Annotated in this window: 14 protein-coding genes; 4 read left to right on the top strand and 10 right to left on the bottom strand. The window is 43.0% G+C overall.

Translation table 11 applies throughout. The features are described from left to right. Nucleotides 1–237: 237 nt before the first annotated feature. From AC1DV1_RS17435 to AC1DV1_RS17410, 6 genes are all read right to left on the bottom strand, one after another. A complete protein-coding gene (locus AC1DV1_RS17435; RefSeq protein WP_477361465.1) occupies nt 238–1,986 on the bottom strand; it encodes a DUF4091 domain-containing protein in 1,749 nt (582 codons plus the stop codon). Then, nucleotides 1,949–2,677, bottom strand: a complete 729-nt coding sequence (locus tag AC1DV1_RS17430) for a carbohydrate-binding family 9-like protein (protein ID WP_477361463.1) — start codon at nt 2,675–2,677, stop codon at nt 1,949–1,951. The genes AC1DV1_RS17435 and AC1DV1_RS17430 overlap by 38 nt, the downstream gene beginning before the upstream one ends. After that, complete coding sequence (locus tag AC1DV1_RS17425) at nt 2,674–3,801, bottom strand: phosphotransferase enzyme family protein (protein ID WP_477361461.1); 1,128 nt, start codon at nt 3,799–3,801, stop codon at nt 2,674–2,676. The genes AC1DV1_RS17430 and AC1DV1_RS17425 overlap by 4 nt, the downstream gene beginning before the upstream one ends. A 569-nt stretch (nt 3,802–4,370) precedes the next feature. Continuing rightward, a complete protein-coding gene (locus AC1DV1_RS17420; RefSeq protein WP_477361459.1) occupies nt 4,371–5,456 on the bottom strand; it encodes a substrate-binding domain-containing protein in 1,086 nt (361 codons plus the stop codon). Between the two features lie 499 nt (nt 5,457–5,955). Next, nucleotides 5,956–7,719 (bottom strand): SGNH/GDSL hydrolase family protein, encoded by a 1,764-nt coding sequence (locus AC1DV1_RS17415; protein ID WP_477361457.1) that lies wholly within the window; start codon nt 7,717–7,719, stop codon nt 5,956–5,958. 123 nt (nt 7,720–7,842) lie between these two features. Continuing rightward, nucleotides 7,843–9,858: an alpha-amylase family protein gene (locus AC1DV1_RS17410; protein ID WP_477361455.1), complete on the bottom strand. Its 2,016-nt coding sequence runs from the start codon at nt 9,856–9,858 to the stop codon at nt 7,843–7,845. Between the two features lie 441 nt (nt 9,859–10,299). On the opposite strand from AC1DV1_RS17410, the gene AC1DV1_RS17405 reads away from it, so the two are divergent. Continuing rightward, complete coding sequence (locus AC1DV1_RS17405) at nt 10,300–11,934, top strand: ABC-F family ATP-binding cassette domain-containing protein (RefSeq protein ID WP_477361453.1); 1,635 nt, start codon at nt 10,300–10,302, stop codon at nt 11,932–11,934. A gap of 443 nt (nt 11,935–12,377) precedes the next feature. Then, nucleotides 12,378–12,740, top strand: a complete 363-nt coding sequence (locus AC1DV1_RS17400; protein ID WP_477361451.1) for a BlaI/MecI/CopY family transcriptional regulator — start codon at nt 12,378–12,380, stop codon at nt 12,738–12,740. 79 nt (nt 12,741–12,819) lie between these two features. Here the strand turns inward: AC1DV1_RS17400 and AC1DV1_RS17395 are convergent, their stop codons facing one another. Then, a complete protein-coding gene (locus tag AC1DV1_RS17395; protein WP_477361449.1) occupies nt 12,820–13,113 on the bottom strand; it encodes a hypothetical protein in 294 nt (97 codons plus the stop codon). On the opposite strand from AC1DV1_RS17395, the gene AC1DV1_RS17390 reads away from it, so the two are divergent. Both AC1DV1_RS17390 and AC1DV1_RS17385 read left to right on the top strand, forming a co-directional pair. Continuing rightward, nucleotides 13,112–15,001, top strand: coding sequence for a M56 family metallopeptidase (locus AC1DV1_RS17390; protein WP_477361447.1), 1,890 nt, complete (start codon nt 13,112–13,114; stop codon nt 14,999–15,001). The two genes, AC1DV1_RS17395 and AC1DV1_RS17390, sit on opposite strands and share 2 nt — an antisense overlap. Nucleotides 15,002–15,011: 10 nt before the next feature. Then, entirely contained in the window at nt 15,012–16,703 is a 1,692-nt protein-coding gene (locus AC1DV1_RS17385; RefSeq protein WP_477361445.1) for a S41 family peptidase, read from the top strand. 266 nt (nt 16,704–16,969) lie between these two features. On the opposite strand, the gene AC1DV1_RS17380 is transcribed toward AC1DV1_RS17385, so the two are convergent. The 3 genes from AC1DV1_RS17380 to AC1DV1_RS17370 form a co-directional block, all read right to left on the bottom strand. Next, entirely contained in the window at nt 16,970–17,866 is an 897-nt protein-coding gene (locus AC1DV1_RS17380; RefSeq protein WP_477361443.1) for an RpnC/YadD family protein, read from the bottom strand. A gap of 77 nt (nt 17,867–17,943) precedes the next feature. Continuing rightward, nucleotides 17,944–19,020 carry an acyltransferase family protein gene (locus tag AC1DV1_RS17375; protein ID WP_477361441.1) on the bottom strand — a complete coding sequence of 359 codons (1,077 nt, stop codon included), beginning with the start codon at nt 19,018–19,020 and terminating at the stop codon, nt 17,944–17,946. Nucleotides 19,021–19,194: 174 nt separating this feature from the next. After that, nucleotides 19,195–20,430 (bottom strand): PQQ-dependent sugar dehydrogenase, encoded by a 1,236-nt coding sequence (locus AC1DV1_RS17370; RefSeq protein WP_477361439.1) that lies wholly within the window; start codon nt 20,428–20,430, stop codon nt 19,195–19,197. Between the last annotated feature and the right edge of the window lie 160 nt (nt 20,431–20,590).

The raw sequence follows: 20,590 nt of genomic DNA, 5'->3' as shown, positions 1-20,590 counted from the left end.
TACAATTACTACCATTTAGGTAGCCATTCAGTACTCCCGCCGAAGCCCTTGTTTTCCCTGCGGCTCCTGCTAAGTAATTTGCGGCATCTATCGTGTGGCAATTTACCCTGCATTTTCCCCGAGACTTCAATTTTGTTATTTAAGCTACTTCTGATAGTAAATAAAGTCAAAAAAATGCAAAAAGTAAAAGAAAATATTCAATAAAAGTTAACAAAAACTACATTTTATTACAATAATTTACAAGTTATTTAAATCGTTCTGCGAAGCGTGAAGAACGTCACCTGCACTTTTATTTTTTGCCTCGCTGATATCAAAACCACTTAATATTTTTTGAAGCTGATGTAGTTTATCTCGCCTGTTTTCTTTCATAAACTGGCTCTTTAGTACGTTAATTTTTTCATAATCCTGGATACCTTCAATCAGCCGTTCAAAACGGATAGAGGTACGCAAACCGGGATAAACCAGGTAGGCATCCCCGGATGACCATGATCTGAACCGGGTGTCGCGTAAGGCATCTTTTGTCCAGCAGTTGTATGCCCAGCGCAGGTAACCATCATACCCCTTGTAAGCGGCATACCATCCCAACCAGGCAGACTCGGCAGGTGCAGAAAATGAAAAAGTGTTGGGATGCCCCTCTGTACAACAGGTATAATAGGTGGTGTTAAATCCTGCTTTTTTACGTGCAAGCATGGTTGCGCTATCTATCACCTGGTTTGAGGCCACGCTGTAATCCACTAAATCTTTTTCAATTTCGGGGTGATAATTACCGGCCAATGAAATTTTAAAATCTTTATCGGCGCTTTTAATTAACGCAATTGCCTTTTGCATGTCGGCCATCGATCGTTCGTCCATGGCGATAGTAGTTTTAGCAAACCATCCCTTTTGTTTAAGATGCCGGGCAAAGCTGGTAAGCATAGGGCGCCAATGGGCATCGTATGCTAATGTACCTGGTTTGGCTATTATGGCGGTATCTTTTCCAAGGGTCTCGTCGTGGTAATAAAATTTCAAATTCCAGGGAATCATGCTATAGCAGTTAATAAACTTATCAATGCCTAACGACATCATAAAAGTTACCCACTTGTCAAAAACGGTGTAATCATACGCCCAGGAGCCGTTCCTGTTTTTAGTCCATTTTACCATTGAGCCATACACGTCATACGTTTGGCTGTTCCAGGGGTCGTGTATCAGGGTGGTGGTAATTGATTTCTGACCGGCATCAGCAAGCATTTTCATATACGGGCGCATAATGGCGAAATGCTGACCGGACCATGGTTTTACCCTATACCAGCGTGCAACGGAATAGGGGTTTTGCCACAAATCCAAATGGAATTTCCACTGTGCCGGTTCAGGCAACTTGTGATTAAGTACCTGTACTGTATAATGCAGCATTGCAGCATACTTATTTTTGCCTTCCTTAACTTTCACATAACCGCTGTACACACCCTGGGTAGCGCTGCCCGGCACGTTAATGCTTAGCCAAACAGGCCGGGTAGTATTTTTAGTTAAGGCAAGGGATTTTACCTGGTCAATTACATCTTCAACCAGCGACGAGTCATGGCCGGGCTGAATACCGCAGCCGCCCCCTTCATTATTAAGCCCATCGGCCATCACATAACGTACAAAATTGGCGCTGATGTTTTTTGCAGCAATTTCATGGCCCTTACCATCATCAAGTTTACTCCACTCAAAACTAATTTGCTGCAGGTTACGGGTTGCCCACACCAGGAATTGCGTATGCACCTTTTCGCCTTTCCAGGCTTTGGTTTGCCACTGGGTTTGTAACGGAAATATAGCGGGTGCATTATGCTTATCATACCGGATATCAGCCGATGCAAAACTCACGTATGTGCCTGGTTTTAAAAGATTCCAGCTTCCCTGGTCAACAGGTTTTGGATCCCCAAGCTCCTGGTAAAAATCGCCGCTTTTTGATTGCGCCCAAACACCTGCGCTATACAGCAACAGGATTACGGTAAATTTTAATCTCATGAGTTTGTTGCTTTTGTTTTACAGGGGCTAAGTGTTTATTGGGGCTTTCGAATTTCATTTTCCCAAAAAAACCGGGCAAATGAAAGTTGGGTTCGGCAGATTTAATATCATTCCACGCCAAAAAATGCGGATCGGGCAGTTCATCGCCGCATTTATAAAAATTGGCCCGGCATTGCCTGCCATTTAATTTTGTAAACGAATGGTAGTAAAATGCATCCAACGGAATCATCAGGGTTAGTTCCCAGGCTATATTCCCCTCGCCTTTATTGTTTACCGCTTTTATTTGCGCCTGGTGCCTTATCATTCCGATAACAGGTTCGGGTAATAACCGTCGATTTTCCCTGTGTGCTCCAAACCCCGCCAGGCAAGCACCGCCACAGTTAAATTCAAAATTGTAATATTCATTTTCGTTATCAAAACAAACAAAAAACTCCACGCAACTATCTTTATGAACGGGCTCATTAGGCTGGCTGTAAATTGCCCTTACACACTTTTCGCTAACATAGTATTTTATAAAAACACAATCGTTACCATAGGCCATTGTAAAATTAGCATCGGGCTTATAACCGTAGTCGGGCCAGGGAACCATGCCGATAGCGTTAGCTTCGTAACTATCCAACAAAAAAGAAACATGAGCTATGGGGCTAATTTTTGTTACCCCCTTCAAAAATGGTACGGTTAGTTCTTTCATTTAATTTCGGATGATAATTGCGTGCATGATTTTGCCGCGTTTTTAATTATTTGGTCTAAAACGTCGTATTCTTCCTCAAGCTTTCTGAGCAACTGGAACTGCGCCCTGGTTCGCTGCAGGTTGTGTTGGGCAAAGCGTGTTTTATAATAAACATCGCCGGCAATGTAATCTGTCAGGAACCGAACGCCTTGCATATAAGGTATCAGCAAAACACCCATTGAAAGGGATTGAACTTCCGTATCTGTTAAAAAGCTGCCGGCACTTTTAAAATAGCCTTCGGTATAGGCCTTAAACAATGGGATGCTAAGCCCTATCTTTGTAAGGTCTTCCTCATCCTCGGGCGCTATATTGATAATGGTGCGGATGGCATCGCCAAAATCATAAGCTACATAGCCGGGCATAACGGTATCCAAATCAATTACACACTGCCCGCAATCACTGGCATCCAGTAATATGTTGTTAAATTTAGTATCGTTGTGTATAATACGCTGCGGCAATTTGCCTTCTTTTCCCAAATTCAAAATGGTAACCATGCTTTCTGCCCTTTCAACTACAAAAGTTAATTCGGGCAAAACATCTTTAACCCGGTTTTCCGGATCGGCCAGTACCACCTTATTTAGGTTGTCGAGCCGAATGCTGATGTCATGAAAACCGGGGATAGTTTCGCAAATCAGGCCGGCATCCAAATCGGCCAGCAGCAATTGAAATTTGCCAAAGGTTTTTCCCCCTTCATAAGCTTGTTGTTCGGTTAATACCAGGTCATAACTTTTGGTATCCTTCAAAAAACAATACATTCTCCAGTAATTGCCTTCAGCATCACAAAAAAAACTTCGCCCGTCTTTCGTCCAAACCATAGTGAGCACTTCTTTATCGGGGTTTGAGCCTGGTATCTGCGCCAGCTTTTTTTTGAGATGACTGGTTACCCGGTGTATGTTTTCCATAAGCGCGGGCACATTTTCAAACACATGATGATTGATGCGCTGTAGCAGGTACCCGGGCAACGCAGCGTCCTTGTTCGTTACGTGAAAAGTATCATTGATATGGCCCGAACCATAAGGAATAACAGCAGCTATATCTCCCCCGACGGAAAAGTTGGATACTATTTCATAAATCTTGTTGGTCATTTTTTCTTTTTGATCATTTTAAATTCTACGGCTCATCACTGCCCGGTGTACAAAATGCGAAAAGCTACAGGTATCAGTATGCGCACACACTTATATGGTACAAATAGCTACAAACAAATATAAAAATATTTGCGTGCTCGCACACACTTTAATAAAAAATTATTAAATAATTCTTTTATGTAAACAAACGCGCACTATGTAAATAAAGCTTTTTTTTGACAGAGAACCATCGACTGCAACAGCAGGATTAAATGAACTACAGAAATGGGCGGTATAGCAAAACTCCTGCTAAAAGAATCAGCTACTACTTTGGATAAGCATAGGTGTACTGTATTGCCGCCACGGAAATCAGGTTTTAAATTTGAGGTAGCAAGGAACCCGGGGAACAGGGAAATCGATTTTAAAAGTCGATCTTGATCCTAAGGAGCAAAAAAGGTTGAACTATTCGTCTTTCTACGAACATGTAGCCTTACGGGGCAGCTTAAAAGTGTATTATTTTGTAAAGGTCAACCATTTGTAGCTGAAAAAGTTTAAAAGTGATTTCCCTGCGCCGGGAAATAAGCGAACAATCAGATATCTAAGTAAACAGTATCTTCATCATCTGTATAATAATTCATATTTTCCCTGGTCACGATATCCAACGGAAGGTATTTAATAATGGGGACTTCCTTTTTGAACACGAGGTAATCGGTTAGCTGATAAATACCCCAATACCCCTGCCCCTTGGGGTTTTGGTTAATCAGGAAACTAATTGCCCCTTTATTCAGGAAATATAAATTAGCGGGCAGTAAATCGTACCCAATTATTTTGATGTGTTTTATATGACGCTGCTCCAGGTGTTTTGCAATTTCATGTGCCTTGGATGTTGTTACAAAAACACTGGTAATATCGGGCGTGCTATCAATAATATCATCCAGCTGTGTGATGAACAAGACCGGGTTTGACCTATTCAATTCAATCCTTAAAATATTGTACTGATGCTCCAGGTTATTTTGGGCAAAATAATTGCGGAACCCTTGCTCTTTTTTCAAAAGGTGGGCCGCGTTACTTATCTCTTCGTCGATATGTGCGATTAAAACAGAGCAAGGATCGGGCTGGCCGTAATGAATTAGTTTGCCGGCCAAAAAACCGCTTTGATAAGAGTCCTGTCCAATATAACTTAAAGGCTCGCACTCGGCAATTTGGGTGTTAAACAATACAAATGGAATTTCGGCCGCTTTCCACTTCTCAAAAAACGGCAAAGTTTCCCGGTAAAATATCGGGGACAAAATTATACCGTCGGGATTATCTTTGGTTAATTGATTGCCTTGAGTTATAAACGACTCAACATCATAGGGATTAAATACATATTGCTGAACGACGATGCCAAATTGTTTCAAATCCTTCTCGGCTTTTTCAATTCCGGCTTTGGGGGCGTACCAATATGAATCGCTTTTATGATCGGGTATTAAGGCAGCAATCTGATATATTTTGTTTGAGCCTAAGGCCCTCGCCATCAAATTTGGCTCATAATCCATCTCTTCAATGATCTTGAGTATCTTCTCCTCTACTTTTTTTGATACCCGCCCCCGTTTGTGTAATACCCTGTCAACTGTACCTGTAGAAACTTTCGCTTTTTCGGCAATATCTTTAATGCGTACAATTTTATTCTTCATGTTAACCTTTCGTGTAAAAAAGATAGCAAAGGTAATTTAATATAGTTTTTGTCGCATTATCCAGCTATAATTTTGCCGGGGAAATGTATTGAGCATGGCGGCGGCGACATTAAAAAGTAGTGGAAATGTGCGATTCCCGTCTTGAGAGCTACCGTGTGTACACATCTTTAAAACAAAAGAAAATGTCATTTCGAACGAGGTACGAGGAGAAATCCTATACGACATGCATTCAACCATGCAAATTTGCAAGCATGTCGCAGAAGATTTCTCCTCACCCCTCCTCTCAAATCCACCTCTGATTCGTTCGAAATGACATTTTTCTATTTATTGATAAGTTTCCAAAAGATGTGTACACACAGTAGCTCTTGAGAGGGGTGGAGGGGTGTGTTTATGCGCGCGCGATTAAACGCGGAAAGACACACCCCTGCCACCGCGCTTCCCATCCCGCCCCCTCTCGAGAGGGGAGCAAACTACAGCCCTATTTATTCCCCCGCATCCCCTATTTTTTTAGATAAGGCACCAAAGCAACTGCCAGCTTCTGATACCCCTCCTCATTCGGATGCAGGCCATCGCCAAACAAAGATTCATCAATGTTACCGGCATTATTAAGCAATAATATGCCCGGATTAACAAAACGAACACCAGTTTGGGCAGCCAATTTGGCTATTCCTTTATTGAGTAATTGTACCCTTTTTTCCTGCGCCCGCCTTGGCAACAAGCCGGATAACAAAATTCCGGTTTGGGGCTGCCGGGCTTTTACAGCCTGCACCAGCAATTTTAACCCCGCAATTATTTCATCATCAGTATTGGCAGACAGGTTATTGGTGCCTATCATAATCATAACTTTATCGGCCTTAAAGCCATCAAGTTCCTCATGATACACGCGCCATAGCACATTCTCAACCTGGTCCCAACCAAAACCAAAGTTTTTTACCCCTAATGGTTCCAGGTATTTATCCCACGATGCGGTGCCTCTTGCCAAAGGTGCTTTTGGCGTTCCACCCCAGTAATTCAGGATAGAATTACCCAGGAACACAATTTTGGGCTCATCGGTTTTAATGAGCGTCAATATTTCATTATGCCTGTTTCGCCAATCGTAATAGCCATCACGACTTTGTACAACAGGCGCTGTAGTTGAATATATACCCGTTGGCTCGTTAATAATTGCCCGGATGGCTTTTTCATAAGCCCTGGCATATTGCTGCATCCCGGCATCATTGGGGTGTACGCCGTCGACTGTCGAATTAATATCAAACCCTATTTCTTTATTGCTTAACAGGTAAACATTTTTTGCTCCCGCTGCAATCAGCTTTGAATAGGTTTGGTTCAGCACTTTATTTACCCGGTTATAGTCAGTATTCCTGCCGGTATCTAACAAGCCATCTACATTACCCCCGGCATGCTCCACAAGTAGTATTGGTACCAGCGGATGTTTCTGTTTTAAGCCCTGTATTGATGCCAGTAAACGCGTTTCAATTTCCGCGTCAGCAAAACTGGTTAAATTGGGCATACAATCAAGCACGTAAATTTTTGCATCAACCTCGGCCACCAGGTCGATAACCGATTTTTCCAGTCGCCCGGAACCGGAAAAGCCCAGGTTTACCAGCGGGCGGTCAAGCGCACGTTGTAAAATTGCTGTCCATGCCAAACCAGGCCGCGATGCGCAGGCACCCTGCGCTATAGATGTACCATACACAAGCACCGGTTTCTCTTTAGATAAAGGCATAAAACTAAAACTATTACCCGCCGGAACACCTATTTGAAGCCAGGATACGGAATTATATAGTGGCAAAAAAAGCCTGTATTCATAGCTTCGGCCCGGAAAACTGGTGCTCACCTTTATATTGGAGTACCGGTAGATAATGGTATCCATAAAAGTAAAGCTTCCGGGAGCCAGGCACCATTTTCCGTCGGGATCCAGCGCGTAAAGGTCCAAACCGCTTACGCCGGTGGCCGGCATGTGCGACATGGCCAAATCTCCTTTTACCTTATAACGGATAACCAGGTTTGGCGCATCTGTTTTAAACTTAATGTATAAACCGGCACTACTGTGCGATATGTTCCACACATTAGGGTTAAGGCTGCTTTGCGCACGTGCAGGGAACCTGTCATAAGTACCCACCGTTTCTGTTGGCCAGGCCTGCCCCTCTATCACCGCAAAACCGGCTTTAGCCGGATCTTCCCACTTATAGGCTGCTATAGTTTGTGAAAAGGATACGGTATTAAAAAAACAAAAGATCAATAAAGTTACTATCCGGTTCATTAAGGGTGTATGTAAAGGCGATTTAAGGATAAACCCAGGGCTATCGCAGGGCTCATTTGCGCACATATAACTAAACTTTTTATGCCCGACCGACAATATCGATTTGTATAAAAAAACAATTTATTATAGGGCGGGGCTGGCATTTAACACCAACACTTCAAATGGTTTAAGCGTTACGGTATAGGTATCTCCTTTAAACAGCGCCTTCGCTTGCTTGCCGTTAAGTTTAGCGTTGTAAAAAAGGTAGATGTGTTTGCTGTTTACAGGTAATTCAAAAACCTTGGGCACATCAACCTCAAATGTTTTTGCTGTATCCGTGGGATTTCTTAAAGTGAGAATAGCTTTTTTTGGCGACCAGGCTGCAAAACCGTAAACCTCACCTTTTGCCGGATCACCACCTATCCAATGCACATCGGGCATAATATCTGCATTTTGCCGCGACCATTTTATTGCGCTGGCCAGGCAATCCCAATTAGCGGTGTTTAATTTATGGGGATTAATATACAGCTCCTGCAAACTTGTCCCCGATCCAAAAAACGACCAGATTTCGTCAGCGATATCCTTATCGTTCATATCAAATTTGGCGGGCGGGCCATTGTCGGCAACACAAACGCCATGGTACATTAAAGCGCTTATAGGATAGAGCGGGGCACGCTGTACAATATTTTTATACACTTCACCATCGCGATAATTGAGCCACTGCTGCCTGGTATCCCCCTGCCCCTGTGTATTGGTATCCCAGCCGTTTCTCCAAATCACATCGCCATATTTAAGCCAGAAAGGCGATGGCCAGGTGCCTATTGTCATGCTAAAATAAAGGTCTGGTTTCACGGTGCGCAACGATGCCACCAGCTTTAACAGCGATTCCATATCAGTTTGATATTCGGGAGTAGCGCCGGTTGATTGATCTCCGGCCCCTACGCCATCAAATTTAAACATCGAGACGCCATATTTGGTAACAAAGTTAGCCGCTGTTTCTTTAAACCTGCCGGAATAAACAGGCCCGGTGAGGGAGAAACCATGCGAATTAGTTTCAAAAGGGGGATTTTGTTTCCGGCCATACTGCAGCCTCTGCTCCTTTGCCTGCTCGTATCCACCCCATGGCGACATCCAAACCCCAAGCGATGCATGGTATTTATTGGCCAGCGCTTTCATATTATCAAACCCCATCGGGAAATTTGCTTTGCTAATTTGCCATAGTGTTTGATTATCGTCCCAGCCATCATCAAATAAAAAGGCGTTTAAGTTAAGGTGCCGCTTTATGGTAAGGCTATCGCCAAAGGTTTTAATACGATCAAGACAGCCTGCTTCTGTCAGTTTACGATCGGCCCATGATATATCATACCAGGAGTTATAATGAAGCATTTGCCGGTAAGGCACCGCCCTTTCGCGTTGCAGATAATACAGAAATCCCCTGCGCAGCTGGCCTTCGGGAGCAATGCCCCAAACCGTAGAGCCATTTAAATCTAACGTTGGCTCCGGGTGTTCAATATAGCTGCTAACCCAGCCGTTATCGGTGTTGTATTTACTTATAGGAGTTTCAGCTGCAAAAAAGTAATTACCCGATACTATCGGCGAGCCATCTACAACACCCGATGGCTTGATGCCTGTTTCCATTGGAAATTTGATGAGTTTTAATTTGCTTACCTTCAGGGAATCTTTGAGGCTATGAAAACTGAAGGCTTGCCTGATATAGTTGGAATTATCTTTTAAAATAGCTTCCCACGTTACCCGGATACCATGTTTTATGTTGAAAAGTTCTGCAAAAACCTCCACCCCATTTTCTTTTTCTGAAAGTTTAACCGCTTTTGAATTGCCCTTTATGCCAATAATTTTTGGCGGCTCGCTTATTTGAAAATCGGCAGAGTTAATTACTGTGCCACCCTTCAGTTCCACCTCAAACATGGGTGAACCTTTTAAAGCCACCTGCTTGTTGTTTTGGGCAACAAATTCGTTTACCGCAATCGTCTTTTTATCGGCAAGCCATTTTACCGACAAGCAATTGTTTTTTAGAATCAGCGATCCCTTGCCCGACAACGCAACAGCCTTTCCCGGCTTTATACCCGACAGAAAAACATTTTGAGCATTACAAAAACCCGGCAGGGCAATACAAATTAAAAGCAATAGTTTTTTTAGCATGTTTGATAAATTACAGGGAAAATCACAAATAATAATTTTGCGTGTGCGCACACAAATATAGATAGTAATTACTCTATTAAAAACAGGCCACGAGATATCAACCCCATCGAACCATCCAAAAAGATGCAGATAATGCGTTGCCAGCCAAAACAATCGGTTGCGCCATTTTTTGGGATGGGCGGAGCGTCGGCCTGTTTTCAATTAAATCATTTTAAACGGGAAAAAGCTACATACCGCAAATGAAAGATTTAAAACATAGTCCGCTGAATCAAGGGAAACGATCTGGCATAGTCGGGCCAGGAGACGTAGGCGACTTAATCGTCCATCCCCTTTCGATGTAGTTGAAAGCAAACTGGGTTGGCTTTAATAATGTAAGGGGATATTGATTCCGGAAACCTATGACTTTCGTTATCTTTGCCGGCAATTTAATATTTTCATACTGTGATCAATGTAAATAACATTTCCGTTTCATTTGGCGGAACCACCTTGTTTAGCGATGTAACCTTCTCCATAAACGAGAACGACAAGATAGCCCTGATGGGTAAAAATGGTGCGGGCAAATCTACCATCCTCAAGATCATTGCCGATGTAGCCAAACCTACTACCGGTAGTGTAACCGGCCCTAAGGACGCAGTAATAGCTTATTTGCCGCAGCATTTACTTACCCAGGATAAGGTGAGTGTTTTTGAAGAAACCATGAAAGCCTTTGCAGAGGCCAATGAAATGGAAAAGGAACTGGAGGAGTTAAATGTGCAGCTTAATATTCGTACCGATTACGAGAGTGACGACTACATGAAGCTGATTGAAAGAGTATCGGAACTGAGTGAAAAAGTTTATACGGTTGAAGGCACTAACTACGATGCAGAGGTAGAAAAGGTGCTCAAAGGCCTGGGATTTGAACGTAAAGATTTTGCAAGGCAGACCTCTGAATTTTCGGGCGGCTGGCGCATGCGTATCGAGCTGGCCAAAATTTTGCTAAAAAAACCCGATCTTATTTTATTGGATGAGCCAACCAACCACATGGATATCGAAAGTATACAGTGGCTGGAAGATTTCCTGATCAATTCGGCCAAGGCGGTAATGGTGATCTCGCACGACCGTGCTTTTGTGGATAATATTACCAACCGCACCATCGAGGTAACCATGGGCCGGATATATGACTATAAAGCCAAATACAGCCATTACCTACAGTTACGTGCCGACCGTCGTGTACATCAATTGAAAGCTTACGAGGAGCAGCAGCGTTTCATTGCCGATAACCAGGAATTTATTGACCGCTTTAGGGGCACCTACTCTAAAACGTTGCAAGTGCAATCGCGGGTAAAAATGCTTGAAAAACTTGAAGTTATTGAGATAGATGAAGTAGACACATCAGCCTTGCGGTTGAAATTCCCGCCTTCGCCACGTTCCGGTCAATACCCGGTAATGGTAGAAGACCTGACCAAAACCTACGGCGATCATGTGGTATTCAAAAACGCATCGATGGTAATAGAGCGCGGAGAAAAAGTAGCTTTTGTTGGTAAAAACGGCGAAGGTAAATCTACCATGATCAAAGCCATCATGAACGAGATTGATTTTGAAGGAAGTTTAAAGGTAGGCCATAATGCCAGGATCGGGTACTTTGCCCAAAATCAGGCCGCATTGCTTGATGAAAAATTAACGGTATTTGAAACAATTGATCAAATCCCGTTAAGCGATAACAGCCTTAAAATCAAAGATCTTTTAGGTGCGTTCATGTTCAGCGGTGATGATACCACTAAAAAAGTCAAGGTACTTTCCGGGGGCGAAAAAACCCGTTTAGCAATGATTAAATTACTGTTAGAACCCGTGAATTTGTTAATACTGGATGAGCCCACCAACCACCTGGATATGAAGACAAAAGACATTATTAAAGATGCACTCCGGGATTTTGACGGCACCTTGATCCTGGTATCTCACGATCGGGATTTCTTAGACGGACTGGTGAAAAAAGTATTTGAGTTTGGCCATAAGCGGGTACGCGAGCACTTTGAAGATATCAAAGGATTTTTAGCCTACAAAAAGATGGATAGTTTAAAAGAGATAGAACAGCGCTAAAAAACCATTTTTTCGGATTAAACAGGCATCATCCTGCCTGTTTAATCCGCTTTCTTCCATCCCTTAACGCCTTTACGAATCTCCGTAACAGTACTTTAACTGCTGTAAAGCACAACCCAAAGTTTTCGGGCCGCCGTGTGTTTCAATCACCATAAAACTTAGTGCTTTTGCTTGCTTTCGCGTTCATCGGCGTTACTGGCAAATATTGTCTGCACCTACTTATTCCAAAAGGCCCCCACACGCCATTTCAGGTAACCCGGCCGGTAACGGTTCCCTTCAAAAAAGCCCGCGAAACCTGTTCATAAAGGGCATTGATTGCGTGCGAAACAATAACATACAACACTAACCGCGCAACATCAAATACTAACAAATTAGTTACATTACTAATTTATTAGTTGTAATACTAATAAATTAGTATTACATTTGTTTATAACAGTAAATCGATGCAAAAATTAGCTAAACGGGAAGAACAAATCATGCAGGCCGTATGGAACCTGGATAAAGCATTCATTAAAGAGATTATACAGGAGCTGCCCGAGCCAAAGCCCCACTATAACTCGGTAGCTACCATAGTAAAAATACTGGAAGAAAAAGGCTTTTTAGCACATGATAGCGTAGGCAATATTTTTCAGTATTACCCGGCAATTGCCAAAGAAGAATATCAAAAACACGCCATGAAAGATGTGGTAAGCCAGTATTTTGATAATTCCTATTCGCGCATGCTGGCTTTTTTTGCCAAAGAGCAAAAACTTACCGAGGAAGAATTGAACGACATTATAGAAATCATTAAATCGAATAAAAAATGATACCCTACCTGTTGCATGTAGCATTGCTCATAACAATTTGCCTGTTGTTTTATAAGCTGTTTTTACAACGGGAAACTTTTTATAACCTTAACCGATGGGTACTGCTCATCTGCTTACCGCTCTCCTTTTTGCTCCCGCTTATACACGTTCCGCAGCAATGGTCGGCAAGGGCGGCTGAACCGCAAAATATTGTCAGTACTGATGAATTACCGAGGGTTGATTTGCCGGCAAAAGCCTTTCCGTCCGTTAAAGCAATAATACCCAGGCTGTCAAAACCCGGTTCGAAACCGGCGACTATACCAAAGCCGGCCGTGGCACCCCTGGCAAAACCGTTAACTACAATCGCATTGCATTTTACCTTGGCTGATATCATGCACTGGCTATTTATTATTTATGTAGCCGGTGTGGCGGTATTTACTTTAAACCTGCTTGTTCAGCTTATTTACACGCTTTACATGGCCTATGCCCGCCCGGTAATTATTGACGGTCCTTATCGTATTGTTGAACTTGCCGGCGATAAGGTACCCTGCTCCTTCCTGAATAACATATTTATCAATCCCGAAAAGTACGATTGGGACACCTATAACCAAATTTTAGTTCATGAAAAAGTGCATGCCCGCCAACTGCATAGCATTGATATTTTATTGGCCGAATTGGTTATCGTACTACAGTGGTTTAACCCTTTTGCCTGGTGGTACCGTACAGAAATGGAAAATAACCTGGAGTATCTTACCGATGAAGCGGTTACCAGCAAACACAATATTGATCGCTCGTTATACCAATTAAGTCTGCTTAAGGTATCGGCCCCTCACCTATCGCTCAGGATTGCTACCAATTACAACCAGTCGATACTCAAAAAACGCATCATGATGATGAGTATTAAAAAATCAAACCTGCATACGCTGTGGAAGTATTTTTTACTGGTGCCTTTATTCGCCGGGCTAACTTGTATCCTTAACCAGCCTGCTACTGGAAAAAACAGGTTGCTGAGTAAAGGGATGGGTACCGGTATTATTCCCGATTCCTTATACAAGGGCGATATCGTGGGTTTTTGGTATGCCAACAAAGAGGGTAATGTACTCAACATGGATATGAAGATAGTGATCAAAAAGCAGGATTGGAGCTATAACGGCTTCGTTTTCCCGGTGAGCGCGTTTTCATCACTACCGCTGAAAAAGCAAAGCGATTTTTATGTAAAACGCGATGCGGGTACTATATTGTTTAATGGCAAGTTTGAGGGCGACCAGGGACTTGGCCGGTTTAAAATGACGTTTAATAAAACTTACCTTGAGCATTTACAAAAAGCCGGTGTAAAAAACACCAATGAGGATGCCCTTATTGGCCTGGTGGTAAACGATGTAAAAGAGGATTATATCAACTTACTGATAGATAACGGATTTAAGGACTTAACCGCCGAACAACTATCTATGTTGGCCTTATTTAAAGTAACGCCTTCAGAAATAAAATTCTGGGGGCATTCGGGCTTCAAAAATCTAACTGCTCATGATTTGCAGCGGGCAAAATTAGCCAATATGGATAGCAGTTACGTTAGCCAAATAAAGAAAGCCGGCTATCCCGACATTACTTTTAATGAACTATGCCTGCTTAAATCGGACAGCATAACAGCCGACTACATTAAGGGCCTTACCAGGGCAAAATTAGCCGCCAGGGTACCAGGCGATACTACCGGAACGGTAATACCCGTAAGTATAATTTCAACAGCCAAATACATGCATGTTGATAGCGCCTACCTGCGGGCACTGGCCGGCTTTGGATATGATTTAACAGCATCGCAACTTCACTCATTCAAAAACTTCAACATAACGCCCGAATATATTACCGGACTGCAAAATTCAGGCTATAGCAATATACCGGCAAGCACACTGCTAAGCTTAAAAATTTCAAAAATAACACCCGAATATATCAAAGGCTTTCATGATGTGGGGTACAACAACATCCCGTTAAATGCCTTAACGCTTTTTAAATCACAGGGTATCACACCCGATTTGGTTATGGGTTATAAAACAATGGGTTACATCAATATTGAGCCCACCACATTGGTGCAGCTTAAGGTAAAAGAAATAACTCCCGGATTTATTAAAGGCTTTAGCGATCTCGGGTTTAAAAACATACCCTTAACCCAGCTTTTTGTACTTAAAAACGCTGGCGTAACCCCCGCCTATGTAACATCAATGAAGCAAAAAGGATTAAACTCAAAAGACATTCAAAAGTATATAACCTTAAAAAACTCATTCAATTAATAATAAACCTATGAAACACAACCTTATAACCTTATTTTTTTTAGCTTTTATCTGCTTTGAAGTAAAGTCGCAAACGGCTTTAACAGGTAGCCAGGCCTATAACAATGCGCAAAACCTGCGTGCAAAAGCCCGTAAATTTTACGAAAAGGATAATCCTACCAAAGCTGAGTGCGATAGCGGCCTGGCTATTTTAAATACAGCGGTAAATTTCCTGGACAAGCCCGAGGTGATAGAACTTGCCCAGGATAATTTATACTTAAAAGGTCGTAAAAGTGATGTTTATTACGATATGATATTGTGCTATACCCTAAGTAAACAGTATGAAAAGGCTTTGGACATATTTGACAAAATGGGAAACGAAGGCGATTACTACCGTATCGATTTTTATGAAACCGACTCGCTGTTCATACCCATGCGATCGAACCCCAGGTTTCAATCGGCACTAAGCAGGCTTAAACTTAGGCAGGCGCTTTGGAAAGACGAATCTTTAAAAACGCCCTACAAGGAAAACATATCGGATGCTGAAAAAACAGCGGGATTATCGCTGCTATGGTCGCAGGCAAAATACAATTTCGTCAATTTTGACCACGCTGCGATAGATTGGGACAAAACTTATCTTGATTACCTTCCGCTGGTAAAAAACACTACATCAACCGCGCAATATTATAAAGTACTGCAACAGTTTTATGCACAACTTAAAGACGGGCATACCAATGTATATGTACCAAAAGAATTATCGGCCGAATTTTACACCCGCCCGCCATTCAGAACCGAACTGATTGAAGGCAGGGTATTTGTAAGCCAGGTTTTTAGCGACAGCTTAAAAACCCTGGGCATTACCCCCGGCACCGAAGTATTGAGTATAGATGGCATCCCGGTTACAACCTACGGCAAAACGCAGGTTGCGCCTTACCAAAGCAGCTCGACCCCGCAGGACCTGGATGTACGCACCTATACCTACGCCTTATTGGCGGGCCCGGCCACTAAAGCCCTGCATTTACAACTACGCAACAGCGCCGGAAAAACCTGGCAACAGGATATTGCCCGCACCGGGTACCACGATGTAAAAAATGCTTTGCCATCGCTGGAGTATAGGCGCATAGGGCAAATTGGCTATTTAACGGTAAACAATTTTGAAGATGAAAAGATAATGAAGCAGTTTGATTCATTATTTACCCAGATAGCTGCCACAAAGGGGCTTATCATCGATATCAGGAATAATGGTGGCGGCAGTAGTGGCATTGGTTACCATATTATTTCGTCGTTAACCAACAAGCCATTTCAAAGTTCATACTCAAAAGTATTAAGGTATATGCCTACTATTAACGGCATCCAATGGCACGAAAACATGTCCGGCGAGTGGGATGCCAATGGCAAACAATATTATGATAAGCCGGTGGTAGTATTGATAAGCGCCCGCACGTTTTCGGCAGCCGAAGATTTTACCGTGGCTTTTGATTACATGAAACGCGGCCGGCTTATTGGGCAAACTACCGGTGGCAGCACAGGCCAGCCTTTTGGCTTTAGCCTGCCAGGCGGCGGATCGGCACGCGTATGCGGCAAACACGATGCCTACCCCGATGGGAAAGAGTTTGTGGGCGTAGGCATTGCACCTAATGTGGCCATAACCAAAACCATTAAAGACCTATGGAAAGGTACCGACGCCGCATTGGAAAAGGCTTTGCAATTGCTGAATAAGTAAAGACATGTTAATATATAACGGCCTCTTGCTACGGTAAACGATAGCAAGAGGCCGTTAATACAATAGTACAAAAACTATAGACTGGATATTATAATAGACGTAGTCAAGGCTCGGTTGCCCTCAACTTTAAATAACTTATAATGAGAATGATATATTATAGAGAACTAAAGTTTTTGTAAATCTTTAATAGAAAGCCCGGTGGCAAGCTAATTACGATTAACCGGCGTACAATAGGGAGTGGTATTTTTAAATGTTTATAGCGGTTTCTAAAGCTTTTCAATTTCCCCAGCCGAAAGCCCGGTGAACTTTTCGATCTGGGCAACAGCCATGCCTTCTTTTTTCATTTCACGGGCAATAGTTTGCTTTCCTTTTTTTTCGCCTTTTTTTTCGCCTTTTTTCTCAGCTCTATCCAATAAAAGTTCTTCAATGCCCATGGTGTTGCTCCTTTCTGTTAAAATTTCTACCTCTTGCTCAAATTTAGCATTTATATCCTGATTTTCAAAGCGTATGTAATACCTTAAAAAATTCATCAGTACCCTTATCTTTCCTTTCGCTATCTGCTTAGCCAGCAATAGCCTGGTGAGGTTAAGCTTTAAGTTCAGCAGCAATTCGTCACGTTCCCGGCTGCTTTTCAGGTCTTTGCCAACAAGTGCTGCCTTTGCTGTGAGCACAACCAGGGCAAAAGGGTTATCACTGGCTTTCAGCACCTTATCGCTTTGGCTGGCTATTTTGTAGGTGTTAAACGTGTAACGTAAGCTGGTGCCCATAAAGTCTATGGCAAAATGGCTTGGTCTTTCTTTTGTATTGGCTTCGGTAAATATGGCGTAGGCAACTATTGGTTTTTGATACTTATCCAGTATCCTGTAAAAATAAGTGTACATGCGGCTGGCAAAATCTTTTTGATACTGGCCCTGCACTTCCACATGCACCAAAATCCATTCTTCTTTGCCTGCTTTAGTAAATACTTTAACCAGCTTATCTATCACCTTTGGCGAGTACTCGTCGTTTTCGGGCGGAAAAACCTGTTCCAGCTCTTTATCCAGAAACTCAAATCCTTTATCAAAGTCGAAAATCTCCGTGGCTTCAGGACTAAGAAAGCATAGGAAATCGTCAAAAACATCTTCCAAAATCCCTTTCCAAAGGATGTCGTCTTTTCTTCTCATCAAACAATAATAAAGAAATATTTACCAGTAAAAAAAGAGTTGACGGCAATAAAATCGAACATTTGTTGTGATCTACCTCAACCCTGTTTCCGCTTACTACTCAAATATTTCCTTATCGGGATGTCGTAAGCCACCATGGCCAGGTAGCCCATGCCAACCAGTAATATTACACCTGCAATAACTATATAAACAATTTGGCTGGTTGGCGGCTTGTGGCTTATTACATAATTACCAAAAAACCAGATACCCACATAATGGGTCATATACAATGGGTAAGAAATATTACCCGAAAAGTTGCAGAGTTTTTTAAGGCCTCCCGAAAGCGTGGCACCTGCCCCTAAAGCAATAAGCAGCGGAAAATAAAAAAGTACCACAAGCAATTGGGCAAGCCAGTTCCATTTACTATGTGGCATCATTAATGCCGCTAACAGTAACAAGGCAAGCCCAATAAAGCCAAGCTTGTTTTTGATAATGAAGTTAAACCGGTATACAAGCAGCCCGGCTGTAAACGAATAAAAAATGCGGGCACCCCCTTCCCAAAAGTTTTCGCCGGCCCAGCCGCCCGATAATATCTTGGCATGGAACGCAACAAAACTCAGCGCTGCCGCGGCTATAACCAGCAATACAACCAAATACTTACGTGCAAGCCTGTAAAGCACAAACGCATAAACAATATTGGCTATATACTCCCAAAATAACGACCATGCCGGTGCGTTAAAACTAAACAGGTTAAAATACCGCTCCTGCATGGCCGGGAACGGGATAAGCAGCATCGAGCTTACAAATATCAACGCCAGCCGGCCAACACTGTAAGCCTCCGGGTGACCGCCAAACGGATCAACAAGAAAACCAATAAGGCCCAACACCGAACCTAAAATAACCAACGGGTGCAGCCTGATAATCCTCGATTTAAAAAACTCCAGCACGCCCATTTTACCAATCCGGTCATCATAAGCATAACCTATGACGAAGCCTGACAGGCAGAAAAAAAAGTCGACAGCGAGGAAGCCGTGGCCGATAAAGTTTACATCGTAACTTGGAAAAAGGAACTCGGTAAAATGAAATACCACTACCGCCAAAGCGGCAACGCCACGTAGGCCGTCCAGAATTTCGAAGTGTTGTTTGGTTTTTAAATTTACAGGAATAGTGCTCATGAATAATTATTGCGACGGCCATTGGTTACAGCGCTTTTTAAAAATTATATGTGATGTTCAAGAATACCGATTAATATCAAACCCGGCAAATATTCGGCGGCGTTTTTAACCATCTTATAAAAAGCAAAATCCCGGATGGTAGCCCGTCCGGGATTTTGCGATGCTTTGTATTTACTATTGTTTAGCTATCCTGTACATTTTGCCATTATCAGTTACGCCGTACAACGCGCCGTCTTTACCGGTGGCAAGCGACCGCCAGCGTTCGCGTTTATCTTTAAACAGGCGCTCCTCGCCTACTACTTTATTATCTTTAATAACCAGGCGTGCAATGTGCGATCCGCTGAGGGCGGCTACAAAAAGGTTACCCTTCCATTCCGGTATCATATCGCCGGTGTAAAAAGTTATACCGCAGGGCGATATAACAGGGTCCCAGTAATAAATGGGCTGGGTTATCCCCTCTTTTTGCTGGATGCCATCACCAACTTTTTCGCCGCTGTATTCAATACCATAGGTAACCACAGGCCAGCCGTAGTTATTGCCCGGACGGATAATATTGATCTCGTCGCCGCCGCGCGGACCAAACTCATCTTCCCATAGTTCGCCGGTTGCCGGATTCCAGGCCATCCCTTCGGGGTTACGGAAACCGTAGGCATAAATTTCGGGCAGGGCATTTGGGGTATTGGCGAAGGGGCCACCCGGCACCGCCTTACCATCTTTGGTTAAGTGCAGTACTTTACCAATAGCAGCGCTCAAGTCCTGCGCTTTCATGCGTATATCGCCACCCGAGCGTTCACCGGTGCTTACAAACAAGTTGCCTTGCTTATCAAACAAAATGCGGCTGCCGTACTGTAAAGCACCCCTGTAAGCGGGCTTTGCACGGTATATCACTTCAATATGCTCTACCTGTGTTTCATCTGCCGATAATTTACCTTTAGCTACCGCCAGTACGTTGCCTTCTGGGGTTACTTCGGCATAATCCCAAAATATCATCCGGTTAGTTTTAAAATCAGGATCGATGTTAACATCCAGCAAACCGCCCTGCCCTTGTGCCAATACAGCAGGTAAATTACTTATCGTTTTATCAGCCTGCCCATCAGCTTTTAAAATACGCATAGTACCACCCTTTTGGGTTATCAAAAAGCGACCGTCGGGCAATACACAAAGCGCCCAGGGCTGCTTTAATTCGCTATTAATAACCGTTGCGGTTACCGCCATTTTGGTTTTAACGCCTGTGATGCGCGTTTGGCCGGGGAAGGCTGATTTATAATCGCTGTTGGGCTTAATGGTTTCAACAGGTGCACCTTTGCCCGTATCGGCAACCGCCGTTTGTTGCGGGGCCGCATGGCAGGCAGCTATCCCAGCTGTTAACGACAGGCTTAAAATGAATGTTTTACAGTTTTTAGGCAGCATGAATTTGGTTAATAAATGTTTATAATACATTAATAGCTAAAACTACAAATTGGTTTTGAGGATAGCCTGCATACGCTGTAAAAATATTATGACACGCCACTGTGGCCTATTGTTTCTTAACCCTTCACCTAAAACTTAATCCCTTACCCCTTGTTGTACT

Source organism: Mucilaginibacter sp. P4_D1 (assembly GCF_056401935.1).
Note: the sequence above shows the minus strand (reverse complement) of the source record. Positions and strands in the feature narration are given on the sequence as shown.